The organism is Pedobacter kyonggii (genome assembly GCF_004310665.1).
Classification (GTDB): domain Bacteria; phylum Bacteroidota; class Bacteroidia; order Sphingobacteriales; family Sphingobacteriaceae; genus Pedobacter; species Pedobacter kyonggii.
On sequence record NZ_SIXF01000030.1, the window covers coordinates 40,803 to 56,749 of the forward strand.

Annotated in this window: 16 protein-coding genes; 6 read left to right on the top strand and 10 right to left on the bottom strand. The window is 36.4% G+C overall.

Annotated elements, in window-relative coordinates; genetic code table 11:
- Positions 1 to 146: 146 nt before the first annotated feature.
- On the top strand, positions 147 to 1,709 hold the full coding sequence (gene dnaB / locus EYS08_RS21120) for a replicative DNA helicase (RefSeq protein ID WP_108198750.1): 1,563 nt from the start codon (positions 147 to 149) through the stop codon (positions 1,707 to 1,709).
- A gap of 584 nt (positions 1,710 to 2,293) precedes the next feature.
- Here dnaB and chrA read toward each other — a convergent pair.
- Together chrA and EYS08_RS21130 are read right to left on the bottom strand one after the other, a co-directional pair.
- Entirely contained in the window at positions 2,294 to 3,511 is a 1,218-nt protein-coding gene (gene chrA / locus EYS08_RS21125; protein ID WP_131031969.1) for a chromate efflux transporter, read from the bottom strand.
- 36 nt (positions 3,512 to 3,547) lie between these two features.
- Positions 3,548 to 3,883 (bottom strand): tetratricopeptide repeat protein, encoded by a 336-nt coding sequence (locus EYS08_RS21130; RefSeq protein WP_131031970.1) that lies wholly within the window; start codon positions 3,881 to 3,883, stop codon positions 3,548 to 3,550.
- A 128-nt stretch (positions 3,884 to 4,011) separates the two neighbouring features.
- Here EYS08_RS21130 and EYS08_RS21135 point away from each other — a divergent pair, with 128 nt between their 5' ends.
- The 5 genes from EYS08_RS21135 (at position 4,012) to EYS08_RS21155 (ending at position 9,160) form a co-directional block, all read left to right on the top strand.
- A complete protein-coding gene (locus EYS08_RS21135) occupies positions 4,012 to 4,749 on the top strand; it encodes an electron transfer flavoprotein subunit beta/FixA family protein (protein ID WP_131031971.1) in 738 nt (245 codons plus the stop codon).
- A 75-nt stretch (positions 4,750 to 4,824) separates the two neighbouring features.
- Positions 4,825 to 5,793: an electron transfer flavoprotein subunit alpha/FixB family protein gene (locus EYS08_RS21140; RefSeq protein ID WP_131031972.1), complete on the top strand. Its 969-nt coding sequence runs from the start codon at positions 4,825 to 4,827 to the stop codon at positions 5,791 to 5,793.
- A gap of 52 nt (positions 5,794 to 5,845) precedes the next feature.
- On the top strand, positions 5,846 to 6,460 hold the full coding sequence (locus EYS08_RS21145) for a bifunctional nuclease family protein (protein ID WP_131031973.1): 615 nt from the start codon (positions 5,846 to 5,848) through the stop codon (positions 6,458 to 6,460).
- Positions 6,461 to 6,647: 187 nt separating this feature from the next.
- Positions 6,648 to 8,027: a nucleoside permease gene (locus EYS08_RS21150; protein ID WP_131031974.1), complete on the top strand. Its 1,380-nt coding sequence runs from the start codon at positions 6,648 to 6,650 to the stop codon at positions 8,025 to 8,027.
- Between the two features lie 14 nt (positions 8,028 to 8,041).
- Positions 8,042 to 9,160, top strand: coding sequence for a DUF3667 domain-containing protein (locus tag EYS08_RS21155; RefSeq protein WP_131031975.1), 1,119 nt, complete (start codon positions 8,042 to 8,044; stop codon positions 9,158 to 9,160).
- A gap of 146 nt (positions 9,161 to 9,306) precedes the next feature.
- Here EYS08_RS21155 and EYS08_RS21160 read toward each other — a convergent pair whose 3' ends face one another.
- From EYS08_RS21160 to EYS08_RS21195, 8 genes are all read right to left on the bottom strand, one after another.
- Complete coding sequence (locus tag EYS08_RS21160; protein ID WP_057934373.1) at positions 9,307 to 10,596, bottom strand: citrate synthase; 1,290 nt, start codon at positions 10,594 to 10,596, stop codon at positions 9,307 to 9,309.
- Positions 10,597 to 10,729: 133 nt separating this feature from the next.
- Positions 10,730 to 11,260 carry a DUF3347 domain-containing protein gene (locus tag EYS08_RS21165; RefSeq protein ID WP_131031976.1) on the bottom strand — a complete coding sequence of 177 codons (531 nt, stop codon included), beginning with the start codon at positions 11,258 to 11,260 and terminating at the stop codon, positions 10,730 to 10,732.
- A 95-nt stretch (positions 11,261 to 11,355) separates the two neighbouring features.
- Positions 11,356 to 11,907, bottom strand: a complete 552-nt coding sequence (locus EYS08_RS21170; protein ID WP_131031977.1) for a hypothetical protein — start codon at positions 11,905 to 11,907, stop codon at positions 11,356 to 11,358.
- A 148-nt stretch (positions 11,908 to 12,055) separates the two neighbouring features.
- On the bottom strand, positions 12,056 to 12,574 hold the full coding sequence (locus EYS08_RS21175; RefSeq protein WP_131031978.1) for a hypothetical protein: 519 nt from the start codon (positions 12,572 to 12,574) through the stop codon (positions 12,056 to 12,058).
- A 116-nt stretch (positions 12,575 to 12,690) separates the two neighbouring features.
- Entirely contained in the window at positions 12,691 to 13,620 is a 930-nt protein-coding gene (gene miaA, locus EYS08_RS21180) for a tRNA (adenosine(37)-N6)-dimethylallyltransferase MiaA (protein WP_131031979.1), read from the bottom strand.
- The gene (locus EYS08_RS21185; protein WP_131031980.1) at positions 13,620 to 14,279 is read right to left on the bottom strand and encodes a PDDEXK family nuclease; all 660 of its coding nucleotides are present in this window, start codon (positions 14,277 to 14,279) and stop codon (positions 13,620 to 13,622) included. Before EYS08_RS21185 ends, miaA begins: the two co-directional genes overlap by 1 nt.
- A gap of 177 nt (positions 14,280 to 14,456) precedes the next feature.
- Complete coding sequence (locus EYS08_RS21190; RefSeq protein WP_131031981.1) at positions 14,457 to 14,819, bottom strand: hypothetical protein; 363 nt, start codon at positions 14,817 to 14,819, stop codon at positions 14,457 to 14,459.
- Between the two features lie 52 nt (positions 14,820 to 14,871).
- Entirely contained in the window at positions 14,872 to 15,939 is a 1,068-nt protein-coding gene (locus EYS08_RS21195) for an MBL fold metallo-hydrolase (RefSeq protein WP_244216011.1), read from the bottom strand.
- Positions 15,940 to 15,947 lie beyond the last annotated feature (8 nt).

Sequence of the window (15,947 nt, forward strand, 5' to 3'; positions counted from 1 at the left end):
TGTTCTCCTTATTAACATTTAATTGTTTAAAAATTTATATGCCATCATAAATCCAATAAAATTTAATCTGATTATGCTTCAATTTGTTAACAAACAGCTAGTAACTAATTCGAACAACCGCATCAAAATTTGATTACTTTTGTGGAATGAGTATCGATAATGAACAAGGCGGAAAGAACAGTATGACTGCTAGAAAAAGCAGGTTAAGTAATACTATAAGTTCACAGGGGAAAATTCCCCCTCAGGCATTAGATCTTGAGGAAGCAGTTCTTGGAGCGTTAATGCTCGAAAAAGATGCGCTTTCTGCTGTAATTGATGTTTTGAAACCAGAGGTTTTTTATAACATTGCCCACCAGAAAATTTTTGAAGCGATTCATATTCTATTTCAAAAATCGCGCCCGGTTGATATTTTAACAGTAACGGCAGAACTGCGGACATTAGGCTCTTTAGAAATGGTTGGTGGCGCCTACTACATTACCAACTTAACCAATAGAGTTGCTTCAGCAGCGAATATCGAGTTTCACGCACGTATTATTTCTCAGAAATATATTCAGCGTGAACTGATCAGAATCTCTACCGAAATCATTACAAATGCCTACGAAGATACGACTGATATTTTTGATCTCTTAGATCAGGCAGAAAAAGGACTTTTCGAAATTGCCCAGAATAACCTGCGTAGAGATACACAGAAAATGGACGATATTATTAAACAATCGTTAGCTACACTTGAAGAGCTTCGTACCAAAACCGATGGTTTAACTGGTGTGCCAACTGGTTTTACAGGACTGGATAGAATAACCGGTGGTTGGCAAAAGCAGGATTTAGTAATTATTGCTGCACGTCCGGCGATGGGAAAAACGGCTTTCGTACTAACCTGCGCAAGAAACGCCACCGTCGATTTTGCAAAACCAACGGTAGTATTCTCGCTAGAGATGTCGTCAGTTCAGCTGGTTAATCGTTTGATTTCTGGAGAAGCAGAAATAGAGCAGGAAAAAATCAGAAAAGGAAATTTACAGGAATGGGAATGGCAGCAGTTACACAGTAAAATTGGCCGTTTAACCGAAGCTCCCCTATTAATTGATGATACGCCTGCACTAAATATTTTTGAGTTCAGGGCAAAATGCAGAAGATTAAAATCACAATACGATATTCAATTGGTAATTGTCGATTACTTGCAGTTAATGCATGGTAAAGGCGAAGGAAAAGGCGGTGGTAACCGTGAGCAGGAAATTGGTAGTATTTCGAGGGCGCTAAAATCAGTTGCAAAGGAACTTGATGTTCCGGTGCTGGCGCTATCGCAGTTAAGTCGTGCGGTAGAGAGTAGACCAGGTTTACAGGGAAAACGGCCAATGTTATCCGATTTACGTGAGTCGGGTTCGATTGAGCAGGATGCGGATATGGTATTATTCTTGTACCGCCCTGAATATTATGGTATTACCGAGGATGAACAAGGAAGATCGCAAGCGGGTATTGGTGAGGTTATCATTGCAAAACACCGTAATGGTGAAACCGGAATTGTACCACTTAAATTCGTAGGTAAATTTGTGAAGTTTACAGATTTGGAAGAAGACTTTAATGCGCCACCAAGTTCATTTGCGGCTGATCCTTCAGCTGGTATGTATCCATCACAGGATTTTGAAAAACAAAGCAACGTGATTATCCGCCCTTCAAAAATGGACGATTATAATGATGATGATCCACCGTTTTAGGAATTAGTAATCTATCCATTATTCGGAACAAAACTCATTTTTATTTTTTAGCATAAAGGTTTAGCTTTTTCGAATTTTGCTCCTGCTTTTATATTATGATCTTTTTTGCTGTTCGACTTGGCTACTATTGACAGATCCCTAGAGTGGTCGTCTTCGCGCAGGCGGGGATCTTAAAGCGTTCGCTACAAGCGGTAGTTGTAAGATTGCTTCGTCGGCTGAAAATGCCTTCTCGCGATGACGATTCCTCACATCCTATCAAAAAAAACGCTGTCATTTATAATTTATGCAATAAATTATCCCTAAACATAATAAAAAAGGATTTCAGTTGTAATAAAGTGTAAAAACTATAGGCACTGGCACGGAAAACCGACCTAGTAGCAGGGAACCAACCAATCTAAACCCGATAGAACGAATGCTCCCGATTTAAGCACTGTATTTTTTGTTTTTTATTGTGTGCTTGCTTGTTTCACAGGTTTCATCGGAGCAGCAGTGATAGCGGGACTGCATTAGCCCAAAGTTTACTGTCTTTGCTTTCCAACTTTTAACAATTTTTCTATAAACCCGATGTTGGTACATATCTTATACTAAAATAAATATCCGATAAGGATACCTGCCAATACAATAACCGGAGGACTTATTTTTGTGAAATTAAGCAGTAGAAACGTTGCAAGCATAATCCCTAAGAATATCCAGTTAAAGCCCATTGGTATTAACAGTAGCACAAAAGCAGCAATAATAAATCCAACGCTAACAGCATTGATTCCTGAAAGGCTATGACGGATACGTGAGATCTTTTTCAGGTCGTCCCAAAAAGGTACGATAAATAAAACAAGGATTAGTCCAGGTAAGTTGATGCCGATCACCCCGATCAATCCTCCCAAAATTTGGCCCCATAATCCATAACCAAAATTCTTCATGCTTAATGCGCCTAAGTAACTCGTAAAAGAAAATGTTGGACCAGGTAAGGCCTGCTGTAATGCAAAACCCGATAAAAATCCAGATGAAGGCAAATAATGTTTCATTTCTACGAACTCAGTAAACATCAAAGGAACAAGCACTTGCCCGCCTCCAAAAACCAATATTCCATTACGGTAAAAGTTTTCGAGCAAACGGATCGGTAAACTGAAGGGCGATGTTCTATTTATAATTGCACCTACTAAGGCAAATAAAAACAAAGCACCTAGAAAGTAGATCAGTTTTTTAGGATTGATATTTGAAAAAAGTTTAACCCTTAACTCTGCTTCCTCTTTTGGTGTTTCGATGGCCGAAGAGATCATTCCGCCTATCAATATCGACAATGGGAACACATAAGCATTTCTTAAAACTAATGTGGCAATAACCGATGCAATGGCCAGGAATATAGAAACCTGAGAGGATAAAACCTTTTTACCAAGTTTCCATGCGCCATATGCTACAATACCCAGTGCAATTGGTTGGATATATTCTAGAATATCGTTAAATTTTTGTTTTTGATCTAGTAAGGCATAACTTATCGCAGCAAAGGTCATTATGGTTGCTGTGGGTAAAATCCAGATCAGGAAAGTAATAATGGCCAGTTTAAGTTTTCCAACTTTCCAAGCTATCCCAACCAGGGTTTGAGTGGATGCTGGTCCTGGGAGTACCTGCGCCAGTGCATTTAACTCTAAAAGTTCTTCCTCTGAGATAAATTTAGTGCCCTGAACAAAGTATTTAAGCAAGAGTGCCAGGTGTGCCTGTGCACCTCCAAAAGAAGTAAATGTAAAAAAGATTACGTTTCTAATGAATAACCACTGTTTTTTTGCAGCTATAGGTTTTGTTTGCATTAGCTCAAAACTAAAAGTCCCTTAAGGGGTTTGGGGTTAATCATCTTCATAATCTAATCCTGCAGCTGTATTGTATGCGCCCTGTAGTTCAGAAAAAGCGTGCATGTCTCTTTTGTTGCGCGCTACCTCCATACCCTTCTGATAAATAGCTATAGCTTTCTCTTTTTGATCATCTTTTTCTAGCAATTTGCCTAAATGGTAATAAGTGCCAACATAATCGGGGTGTTTATCCGTTAACTGAAGGTAAAAAGAATAAGCCTTTTCCTTATCATTTTGTGCGTTATACTCTGTGGCTAAGGCATATAGTATAAATGGATCGTTAGAATCGCTTTCTAAAAATTCCAATAACTTACTTAAACGGGTTGATGACATTTTATTTCCTTGCTTTTTTAATTAAATTTGCAGAAAGACCTTATATAATAAACATATAACATATGAATTATCATGAGCTAAAAATTTCGGCTCGATAATGTCATAGCAATAAAAACCACTATTAACATATGAAAATATTAGTTTGTATCAGTAATGTGCCAGACACAACGACAAAAATAACTTTTACTAATGATAATACCGAATTCAATACGTCAGGAGTGCAATATATTGTTAATCCATACGATGAAATCGCCTTATCAAGAGCAATTGAGCTAACTGAAGGCGGTAAAGGAACGGTAACGGTTATTAATGTAGGCGAAGCGGGCAACGATCCAACCATTAGAAAAGCACTTGCAATTGGTGCAGATGATGCCGTTAGGGTTAATGCAGCACCCAGAGATGCCTATTTCGTGGCAAAACAGATTGCGGAATATGCAAAAGATAAAGATTTCAATATTATCCTAACCGGTCGCGAGTCTATCGATTATAATGGTAATCAGGTTGCTGCTATGGTTGGCGAATTTTTAGACATTCCATCTGTATCGATTATCAAAAAATTAGATGTTGATGGTGATACAGCAACGATTGAAAGAGAAATTGAAGGCGGTAAAGAAGTGCTAACCGTTTCAGGTAAGTTTATTGCAAGTTGTGCTGAAGGCGTAGCAGAGCCAAAAATTCCGAATATGCGTGGTATCATGAGTGCCAGAACAAAACCATTGGCTGTAGTAGATGCAGTTGCTATCGAAGAGGTATCCAAGGTTACGAAATATGAAACCCCTGCTCCTCGCGGAACGGTTAAGTTAATTCCTGCCGACCAAACAGAATCGTTAATTGGTTTACTTCATAGTGAAGCTAAAGTAATATAACCCCTAAATCCCCTAAATGGGACTTTTAAATATAAAAATAAATTTTACTAAAATCCTTTTAAGGAATAAAATTATATGTCAGTATTAGTATATGTAGAACAAGCTGAGGGCAAATTTAAGAAATCTGTTTTCGAAGCAGTATCTTACGCCAAAGCGATTGCCGATCAACAATCAACTAATTTAACCGCAATTTCTATTGGCGATGTAGCCGACAGCGAATTAAAGGAATTGGGTAAATACGGTGCATCTAAAGTTTTAAATGTAAGTGTCGATCAACTAAAAACCTTTGTAAATCAAGCCTATGCAAGTGTTATTGCTGCAGCTGCAGAAAAAGAAGGTGCCGATATTGTAGTTTTATCTAACTCTTTCTCTGGTAAAGGTTTAGCGCCACGTATTGCAGTAAAACTTAAAGCAGGTTTAGCTGATGGTGCAGTAGAATTACCGAGTACTGATGGTAAATTTTCGGTTAAGAAAACGGCTTTCTCAGGTAAAGCATTCGCGATTACTGAATTAACATCGACCAATAAAGTAATTGCTTTAAATCCAAATGCTTTTGGCGTTAAAGAAAATGCTACTGATGCGGCAATAGAGACCTTTACTGCTGATGTTAAACAATCAGACTTAGGAACTGTTATTAAGGAGATTGTTAGGGCAACTGATAAAGTTTCATTACCTGATGCAGAATTGGTGGTTTCGGCTGGCAGAGGTTTAAAAGGACCAGAAAACTGGGGAATGATTGAAGAATTGGCTGGTTTGTTGGGTGCTGCTACAGCATGCTCTAAACCGGTATCGGATGCAGACTGGAGACCACATTCAGAACACGTTGGTCAAACCGGTATTGCCATTAGCCCTAACCTTTATATTGCTATCGGTATTTCTGGCGCTATCCAGCATTTGGCTGGTGTTAGTTCATCAAAAGTGATTGTAGTAATCAACAAAGATCCAGAAGCTCCTTTCTTCAAAGTGGCCGATTATGGTATTGTTGGCGATGCTTTTGAGGTTGTACCAAAATTAATTGACGCATTAAAAGCACATAAAGGATAATATCTTTACAGACGTTATAGGTTTTCAAAACCTATAACGTCTTACCATAAATATGAAAAAAGTTAAATTAGATATTGTAGGTTTATCTTACAGCCAGACTCAATCTGGTGCTTATGCCCTTGTTTTAGGAGAAGTAAATGGACGCCGCCGCTTACCGATTATTATTGGTGCATTTGAAGCACAGGCCATTGCTATAGAAATTGAGAAAATGACTCCTAGTAGGCCATTAACACATGATTTATTCAAATCAATGGCTGATACTTTTCATATCAATATCCAGGAAATTATCATCTACAACCTGGTTGATGGTGTTTTTTATGCAAAGTTAATTTGCAGCGATGGTAAAAACACACATGAAGTTGACGCCAGGACATCTGATGCTATTGCTTTGGCGGTTCGGTTTAATGCCATGATTTATACCTACGAATTTATTTTGGCTTCTGCTGGAATCGTAATAGAAGGGAATGATTTTCTTTTTCTCGAAAATATGGATTCTATTGCAAAAGAGCCTGAAGCGGATAGTTTGCCTACCTCAACCCAACAACAAGGTTTCGGTGATTTAACATTAGAAGAACTTCAACAAAAATTACAGGAAGCTATTGCCGATGAAGCCTATGAAAAGGCTGCAAGGTTAAGAGATGAATTGAATAAACGTGGAATATCTTAGTGCTGCTACACATAAAAATGTTTATCTAATCGAAATTTGTCTAGATTTTTTCTCAAATCCTTTCTATAAAAAGCTAAATTCTAAAATGAACCAGATTGTTTAAAATAATTTAGGTTCATTTTGGATTATCATTCAAAATAGTTCTATATTCAGCTTTTACTTTCAATAATCAAACTAAACTATTATTATGAATGTTAAGTTTCGCTTAACTATAATGAGTTTCATGCAATTCTTTGTATGGGCTGCCTGGTTAATTACGATTGCAAATTATTGGTTCGGAACCAAACAATGGGATGGTGCAGATTTTGGGGTAATTTTCTCTACCATGGGTATTGCATCGCTATTTATGCCAACCATAACCGGTATTCTTGCTGATAAATGGATCAATGCAGAAAAGTTATATGCTATTTTACATATCCTTTACGCAGCCACCATGTTCTATCTGCCTCAAGTAGAAGATCCGCATACTTTCTTTTGGGTAATATTGGTGTCTATGTGTTTTTATATGCCAACCATTGCATTAAGTAACTCAATTAGCTACACAACTTTAAAAAACGGCAACTTCGATGTGGTAAAAAACTTTCCACCCATCCGTGTATGGGGAACAGTTGGTTTTATTGCCGCCATGTGGCTTACCAATTTAACCGGGAATAAAGCAAGTGCAAATCAATTTTACATTGCTGGTATAAGCGCTTTATTTTTAGGTATATACTCTTTCACTTTACCTGCCTGTAAACCTTTAAATTTAATTAGTGAGAAAAAAACATTCGCACAAAAACTAGGGTTAGAATCATTCAAGCTGTTTGCTGATTATAAAATGGCCTTGTTTTTCATCTTCTCTATGTTTTTAGGGGCTGCATTGCAATTAACCAATGCTTATGGTGATGTTTTTCTGGATGAATTTAAATTATTCCCTGTATTTGCCGAATCTTTTGTAATCAGATATTCTACTATCATTTTATCCATCTCTCAAATATCAGAAACACTATTTATTCTTGCTATTCCATTCTTTTTGAAAAGATTTGGGATTAAATGGGTAATTGCAATTGCCATGTTTGCCTGGGTATTACGTTTCGGCTTATTTGCCTTTGGCGATCCTTCTACCAATTTATGGATGATCATCACCTCTTGTATTGTATACGGTATGGCATTCGATTTCTTTAATATTTCGGGATCACTGTTCGTTGAAACTTCAACTACACCAAAAACACGTTCATCTGCTCAAGGTTTATTTATGATGATGACTAACGGTTTCGGAGCTGTGTTCGGAAGTTTAGTATCAGGTTGGATGATCAATAAATACTTTACTACCTATTACAGCAGTATTGATTCCTTATCTAAATATGTAAAGAGTGAAGCAGACAATAAACATCTGCTTCAATTTTTGAAAAACAAAGGAATCAGTGTATTAGAGAACGGAAATTTAAGCAGGGCATTAGATGTGAAAGACTGGCACAACATCTGGTTATCTTTCACCATTTATGTACTGGTTATTGCGATAGTTTTTGTAGTCATATTTAAACACAAACATACCCGAGCAGAAGTAGAAGCCATTAACCATTTATAATTTCGATTTGTCCCATGTCAGCTGGTAAGTATAGAAAAGAACACAATTGCCTAAACTGTGGCGCTCATGTAGAAAAACATTACTGTAGCGATTGCGGTCAACCAAATTTAGAGTTAAAAGAAAGTTTCTGGGCTTTTATCAGTCACAGTATTGCGCATTACTTTCATTTCGACAATAAATTCTTCCAAACCCTCTCTCCTCTTTTAACAAGGCCCGGTCAGGTTACGCTTGATTATTTAGCTGGCAAAAGAGCCAGGTATATTAATCCGGTGAGTATGTACATCTTCGTATCCATCGTATATTTTTTGGTTGTGTATTCACCAAAACATGTTGAAAAAGATACTCATGACTCAACTAAGACCGAAAAACGAAGAGATGAAAGTATTACCGACAGTGTAAATAAGGCGCTGAAGCTTCCGGGAGTACCTAAAGCTATTGCAAGTAGAACTGCAAAATCGCTTAATAAAGTAATAAAAACAAAAGATTTTAAAAGACTTAGTTTTTCAGATCAAGAAGCAGAACTAAAAAGGCTTGAGGTAGAAAATGCCTCACTTAAATCAGATTCAATTAATGATCTTATTGAAGATTTTAGTGAAATCCATACTGAAAGAAACGATAGTACCTATGCTGCTTACCTGTTGAGACAAAAGAAATTACCACTTATTGATCGGGATAATTGGTATGAGCGGATGATTAAAAAAAGAGCGATCAATATTGGTAAAAATTCTGAAGTAATTCAAGAAACGCTAGAGCATAACCGACCAAAACAATACTTTTTGTTGATGCCTTTATTGGCGCTTTTTATTATGTGGAATTTTAGGAAAAATCATATTTATTATTTAAATCATTTGATTTTTGCCATCCACGGAATGACTGCCTATTTTATAGTGCAAATTTTTACCAACCCATTAATTAAGCATGTTTTTGGTAAGGGAAGCATTATTAGCACTGTTATTGAACTAGGAGTTGTTGTTTGGATCTGTTGGTATATGTATAATGCTTTAAAAGTATTTTATCAAAGGAAACCCTGGAGTATAGTTTTTAAAATGTTCTGGATTTTTGTGATGTATTGGATAGCATTTAATGTATCTGAAGTGGTGATGGTTAATTTAATTTATTATGTAGCTACTTAGAGCGCAACGTCATGCTGAACTTGTTTCAGCATCTTTCTTGCAAGAGATAGACCCTGAAATGAATTCAGGGTGACGACTGTTAAGGGAATACCCCGAATAAAAAAACCACCCGATATTATCGAGTGGTTTTTTTATGCTTAATGAAATTATTTTCTGTCTTTCAACTCAACAAATTCTCTATCGGTTTCACCAACATAAATCTGACGTGGACGGCCGATCGGTTCTTTGTTTTCGTGCATTTCTTTCCATTGAGCTATCCATCCTGGTAAGCGGCCTAAAGCGAATAGAACTGTAAACATTTCAGAAGGGAAACCTAATGCACGGTAAATAATACCTGAATAGAAATCAACATTTGGATATAACTTACGGTCTATGAAGTATTGATCAGTTAAAGCTGCTTCTTCTAACTTTTTGGCAATTTCTAAAATCGGGTCATCAATACCTAAATTTTCCAAGATATCATCGCATGCTTTTTTAATGATTTTAGCCCTTGGATCGAAGTTTTTATAAACCCTGTGCCCAAAGCCCATCATACGGAATGGATCGTTTTTGTCTTTCGCTTTTGCAATCCACTTCTCTGTATCACCACCATCAGCTTTAATTAGTTCCAGCATATCGATTACAGCCTGGTTAGCACCACCATGAAGTGGACCCCAAAGCGCTGCAATACCAGCAGCAATTGAAGCATATAAATTACAATCAGACGAACCCACAATACGAACGGTAGATGCTGAACAGTTTTGCTCGTGATCTGCATGCAGAATAAGTAATTTATTCATGGCATTAACCACAATCGGATTTACATCATAATCTTCTGTACGTTGTCCAAATGTCATCCAAAGGAAATTGGTTACATAATCGTATTTATTTTTTGGATAAATAAGTGGATGACCTAATGATTTTTTATAAACGAAAGAAACAATGGTTGGGAATTTAGCCAAAAGTTTGATAATGGTTAAATCTTGTTCTTCTGCGGTTTGATTTGGTTTTAAACACTCAGGATAGAATGTAGACAATGAGAAGATCAGGGAACCTAATTGACCCATTGGATGAGATCTTGATGGGTAGCCATCAAAAAATTTCTTCATGTCTTCATGGATCAAAGTATGTTTGCTTATGTCAGCCTGTAGATCTTCAAGTTGTTTTTGTGTTGGCAGATCTCCATAAATGATCAGGTAAATAACCTCTAAAAAACTCGATTTTGCGGCAAGCTCCTCGATCGAATAACCTCTATATTTTAAAATGCCTTTTTCACCATCTAAAAAAGTGATTTTACTCTTTGTAGAACCCGTATTTTTAAAACCAGTATCCAAAGTAACAAAACCTGTTAGATCTCTTAATTTTGAAATATCAATGGCCTTTTCATCTTCTGTTCCTGTAATTACTGGCAATTCTACTGTCTTACCATCAACTTTGATCTCTGCAATATCTGACATATTATTGTATTGTGTTTATAGCTTTCTAAATTATATAAAATTAATATACATGCATAACAAATCTGTTAAATTAATATGAATAATTAGTCAAAATGACGTAACAATCATGCTTAATTAGACCAGATTTCGCATCTTATTTTGCTTTAATCTCTTCAGCAACTCTACCGCATTCTAACATTTCGTTACCGTAATAAGGGTTTCGAATTTCCTTTTCGATTGATAACCAGTCACCTCCGTCTCCTTTATTTGCCATTGGACAATGCTGAACATAAATTGTGCCTTTTTCTATTTCCGCATTCTTTAATAATGCAATTAAATCAGCACTTAAAACCGTGAAATCTTTTCTTTGCGAAACGAGATTATTACTTCCCGCGATTTTGCCTGCAACAGCTGCAGTTGGCTCACAACCTTTATAAGCAGCTAAACTCGTTTGTAGCTGTGCTGCAGATTTTTGTGCATCTGCTGAATCTGATTTTACCAGTGCGTTTTTTAAATCTACATATTGATTAAAGATTTCAGATTTCTGCCTGTCTTTTATAGAAACCTCATTTTTAACCGATGCCGAATCTGTTTTTGTTGAATCTTTAGTTTCTGTAGATTTTTTTTCAGCCTGGTTACAGGCCATTAAAGCGGTAAGTATTACTAATCCGAATATTCTTTTCATTGTATTTGGTTTTCGGCTCAAAATAGCAATTAAAATGGTAAATAAATAAAAAAGTCCCGATTTTCATCGAGACTTTAAATTAAATGATGTTCTAATTATAATTTGAAATTATATCCTAATCTCAGGTTAAATTGACCGGTTTTCATGAAATAGAGATCAGAAGCACTATTGTTTACATAACCTTCGTATTTTATGCCAAGATCTAAACCATTTTTCCACTCATAGCCTAAACCGCCTGTATAAATAAAGTTCATGTTAGCACCATCTTTTATAGCCAAACCCGAACCTAATTCAGTACTTAAATACATTCTCTCGATCGGAAATACTCTAACACCTCCTAATAAAGGGATAAATTCGAATTTAAGCGGACTTCCTTTCCATTTTAATCTGGTATAACCACCTGAGGCAGTAACGGCCACGTAAGGGCTTAAATCATATTGAAGTCTTACATCTGCACCATAACCATAATCCATTTCAGACTTGTCTGGAAATAATCCACCGTTTACGCCTACGCCGATTTTAAAAGCCATACCGCTTCCCGATGTCATTGGTTCAGTAGACCCCATAGTTTGTGCCTTTAGATTTGAAGTGGTTAAAATTGCAAGGGCTGTTAATGTCGTTGCAAAAAGTTTAGTAACTGTTTTCATTTTGGATATTTTAAGTTATTAATTAAGGGTTTAGTTTATATACGTTAAAATATCTATGGTGGATTTTTAAATTTTCATTTTTTTCAGAATGTTATGAAATAAAAAAGCCCCCTAAAAAAGGAGGCTTTAATAGTGTTTGTGATTAAGCTTATAGGCTAAATCCGTAAGCTAAACGTAGGCCAACATAACCAGTGCTGCTACCATCTCTAGCTAAGCCTTCGTATTTTACGCCTAAATCTAAACCGTTACTCCATGCATAACCCAGAGCTGGTGAATACACAAATGATGTTCCGCTACCTTCGTTTGTACCGAAACCAGCACCAAGCTCTGCTAAACCATACATACCAGAACCTGATTCATTAAAGAAATATTTAACGCCGGCTTTAACAGGAATGTAGCCGAAATCAGGAGCATCTATACCTGAATTGCCAATTTCTTTACCTAAGAAACGGGTATAACCAGCAGTAACGGGAATCGATAATTGTTTATCGATGTCAAATTGATAACGTAAATCTGCACCAAGCGCTACACTGTATGCATCACTTGTTGGTATACCACCAAAAATACCGATTCCTAATTTTTGAGAAGATTGCGCGTTAGCATTTGTAGTAAAGAATAAAGCCACGACAGCTGCTGAAGTAGCAATGATTTTAGTAATTGTTTTCATTTAAGATATTGTTTTTGAGTTAAACTAATATGCTGCAACAAATACAAAGGTTGTGCCAAAAGGGCTTTTCTAATACCATTTAGGCCATAAACCAACATTAAGATGACCAATAGAAGTTAATTTTCGCGAAGTAAAACTTTTTCAATTGCCAACTGTTGTAAGAGGTTTGTGGGTGCTGATGCATCGAGCCAAATAATCTCAATATTGTCCTTTTCCATTTTCCTGAAAAAGGTATTTTGCCGTTTAGCATATTGGCAAATGGCGATGCCAAGTTTCAGTTTCAGCTCATCGAATGTAAATAACCCATCTAGATAATTGACGATAAATTTATATTCCAGGCCATAAAAAATCAATGTTTCCTTACTAATGCCTTCTTTAAGCAATTGTGCTATTTCCTCAATTAAGCCTGCTTTAAACCTTTCGTTCAGTCTCGTCAAAATTTTAGCTCTGGTTACTTCTACTTCATTCTTCAATCCAAAAATAATGGGTTTAATTTCGGGCCGCTCTACAGTTTCCAGCTGGTTATGTTTCAAATATTCTGCTATTTCTAATGCACGGATCAATCTCTTCTTTGAGGATAAATCAACATGATCAATATTCTGGCTATTATCACTTTGCAATTTTGAAATTAACGCTTCTTTCGATAATAAATTTAGTTGATCTCTTAATTTTTGATTTACGGGAATGGCAGTAAAAGTTTGATTTTGCAAAAGGCTATGGATATACATTCCTGTTCCGCCACAGAGAATAGGAATTTTGTTTTTTTTTGTTATGGTTTCAAAAGCCTCGTAGAAGTCGTTTTTAAAAGCATCTACATGATAACGTTCGCCAGGTGCTAAAATATCGATTAAATGATAAGGAATTGTTTTACCGTTAATGTGATATTCCTGCAAATCTTTCCCAGTACCAATATCCATCCGTTTAAAAATCTGACGACTATCGGCACTAATAATTTCGCCATTAAACGCATCAGCAACGCTTACAGCAAGTTTCGTTTTGCCAGAAGCTGTTGCCCCTAAAATGATGATGAGATTATGCTGATCCATTAAAACTTAAGAATAAACTTTAAACTTCCTGTATTAAATACCTCCTGTGCAAAAAACTTATGATCTTTATTGAGCTGACGATTTAGATTTTTATCCAGAATATAAGTTTGCGGCTCCAAAATTGCGGTTTGCTTAAAACCTAATTTGATATAGGCCTCTCCTGCCGACCAGTCGCGATCTGCATAAGTCATCAGGTCATTAGGTTTATGTATTTCAACGAAAAAAGCAATCAACTTGCTAAGCCCTCCAGTAATAGAATAGCCAGCTTTAACGGCAAACCTGATCAATTCTGCCGATCTATAATTTTCGGTATGGTTCATTTTGCGTAGTGCCGAAAAAGTAGCAACCGCTACAAGCGCCTCTTTTTCAAATAAACCAATTTTATATCGGCTGCTTACTGAGCCCTGCAAGTGATTTTCAATTAAAAATGAATCGGCAACGGGTTTAGTAATTTTGAATACTTTGGTTTTTCTACCGTGGATACGGATATTTTTTCCAAGCAAAGATTTAATTCTCGCTAAAACCTGATCCGGTTTTGATTGCCACAGATCTTCCCAGAGATGAATGAGTTTAATACCTTCCTGACGATATTTTTCCTGTAGCCCAATGAGGTGTTGTGAGGTAAATTTATTGTTTAAACTTACGAGATGAATAATCAATTGAGGATCAATCCGTAATAATTGAAAGTCATGCGCTATAAAAAAAAAGCACCCAATTTTGTTATTAGCAAGGGCTAAGCTTAATTGATGATGCCAGTTAACGTCAAAAGTTAAATTATTCAATCAGTAGAAGGTTTTTTAGAAAAATTATCTACTGCAAATTTAACCATCAGATTGTTAAATCCATTCTTTTTCTTTAAAGTTAGTATGGATAATTTCTACCAGAGTTTCTACTTCTTTTAATTTGGAATCATCGAGTGCTGAAATTGTCAATCCTGCTTTGCTTTTGCCAAAATCGCTTAAATTATGATTTGTAGTGGAAAATTCATCTGTATTGATTTTAACTTCTACAGCATTTCCATTGATATAGACACCTGTAAAAAAGCGTTCAGTCACTTTTTCGCCTTTTAATTCAATGTTTTTTTCACTATAAAGGTCATACCCGTTTTCCGAATTTTCGTGTACCGTATATCCGCGGGTGGCATAGGGCTGTATTCCGGCTCTAATGGTCTGGAAAATTTCAACAAGATCAGTTTTCATAATTGTATTTGATTTTAGAATTAAACACCATAGTACAATTATTGTTTAGTTTTTATTCCTCAAGCCACCAGTTTTCTGTCGGTAAATATTGATTTAAAATTATTGTTTCTCCCAATCTTGGGGTAACCAAAGGAAGCTGCTTTGCTGATGCAGCTAAAACCACTCTTTTAATGGGCTCGTTCCAGGGATGCATGGCTAAGCTAAATTTGCCCCAATGCACCGGCATTAAAACTTTTGCTTTTAAATCGATAGTGGCCTGCACAGTTTCTTCAGGAAACATATGGATGTACGGCCAATAGGCATTGTATTGTCCACATTCGAGCAAAGCTAAATCGAAAGGGCCAAACTCCTCGCCTATTTTGGCGAAGTGTGTATCATAGCCAGAATCGCCTCCCAAAAATAGTTGGTAGTTTTCAGTTTTCAATACAAAGGCCGACCAAAGCGTTTGATTTCTTTTAAATTTTCTTCCGGTAAAATGCCTTGCCGGAACTGCTGTTAACCTCAGGCTATTAAATAATGTTAGCGATTCGTTCCAGCACAATTCATTGATCTTATCAGCTTTAATTCCCCATTTTTCTAAATGTTCTCCTACTCCCAGCGAAGTAACTATGGTTTTAACTTGTGGTGCAATTTTTAAAATGCTATTATAATCCAGGTGATCGTAATGATCGTGTGTGATGAGCAGGATATCGATATTTTTAAATTCTTCTGCTTTTACAACGTCTGTACCTAAAAAAGCCTTACTCCCAATAAATGAAAATGGAGATGGGGTTTTGCTAAAAACTGGATCAACCAGAATTCTTAAACCGTCTATTTTGATTAGGTAAGATGAATGCCCAAACCAGGTAATTTCAGGAGCATCGCCTTTAGGACTACCGTTTAGGTTAGGTGCAATATAAGGAAGTGCTTTATCTGGAGCTTTATTAGGGTGTTTTTCGAAAAGGAATGCGTTTAAAACCTTAAAAAAGCTTACACCTTCAGGCTGCATTGGGGTAAAGGATAGGTTTTGCAATGCACCTTCCTTATAATTGGGCAATTGGTAGATTTTCGCTAACCTTTGATTTTTTGGTAAACGGCCAAAAACCGGAAGATTGATGATTACAAAAAATGCAATCGCCATAACTAATA

Excerpts from the sequence above, each read along its gene's own strand:
- dnaB (WP_108198750.1), top strand. The coding sequence starts at position 147 with ATGAGTATCGATAATGAACAAGGCGGAAAGAACAGTATGACTGCTAGA.
- chrA (WP_131031969.1), bottom strand. The coding sequence starts at position 3,511 with ATGCAAACAAAACCTATAGCTGCAAAAAAACAGTGGTTATTCATTAGA.
- EYS08_RS21130 (WP_131031970.1), bottom strand. The coding sequence starts at position 3,883 with ATGTCATCAACCCGTTTAAGTAAGTTATTGGAATTTTTAGAAAGCGAT.
- EYS08_RS21135 (WP_131031971.1), top strand. The coding sequence starts at position 4,012 with ATGAAAATATTAGTTTGTATCAGTAATGTGCCAGACACAACGACAAAA.
- EYS08_RS21140 (WP_131031972.1), top strand. The coding sequence starts at position 4,825 with ATGTCAGTATTAGTATATGTAGAACAAGCTGAGGGCAAATTTAAGAAA.
- EYS08_RS21145 (WP_131031973.1), top strand. The coding sequence starts at position 5,846 with ATGAAAAAAGTTAAATTAGATATTGTAGGTTTATCTTACAGCCAGACT.
- EYS08_RS21150 (WP_131031974.1), top strand. The coding sequence starts at position 6,648 with ATGAATGTTAAGTTTCGCTTAACTATAATGAGTTTCATGCAATTCTTT.
- EYS08_RS21155 (WP_131031975.1), top strand. The coding sequence starts at position 8,042 with ATGTCAGCTGGTAAGTATAGAAAAGAACACAATTGCCTAAACTGTGGC.
- EYS08_RS21160 (WP_057934373.1), bottom strand. The coding sequence starts at position 10,596 with ATGTCAGATATTGCAGAGATCAAAGTTGATGGTAAGACAGTAGAATTG.
- EYS08_RS21165 (WP_131031976.1), bottom strand. The coding sequence starts at position 11,260 with ATGAAAAGAATATTCGGATTAGTAATACTTACCGCTTTAATGGCCTGT.
- EYS08_RS21170 (WP_131031977.1), bottom strand. The coding sequence starts at position 11,907 with ATGAAAACAGTTACTAAACTTTTTGCAACGACATTAACAGCCCTTGCA.
- EYS08_RS21175 (WP_131031978.1), bottom strand. The coding sequence starts at position 12,574 with ATGAAAACAATTACTAAAATCATTGCTACTTCAGCAGCTGTCGTGGCT.
- miaA (WP_131031979.1), bottom strand. The coding sequence starts at position 13,620 with ATGGATCAGCATAATCTCATCATCATTTTAGGGGCAACAGCTTCTGGC.
- EYS08_RS21190 (WP_131031981.1), bottom strand. The coding sequence starts at position 14,819 with ATGAAAACTGATCTTGTTGAAATTTTCCAGACCATTAGAGCCGGAATA.
- EYS08_RS21195 (WP_244216011.1), bottom strand. The coding sequence starts at position 15,939 with ATGGCGATTGCATTTTTTGTAATCATCAATCTTCCGGTTTTTGGCCGT.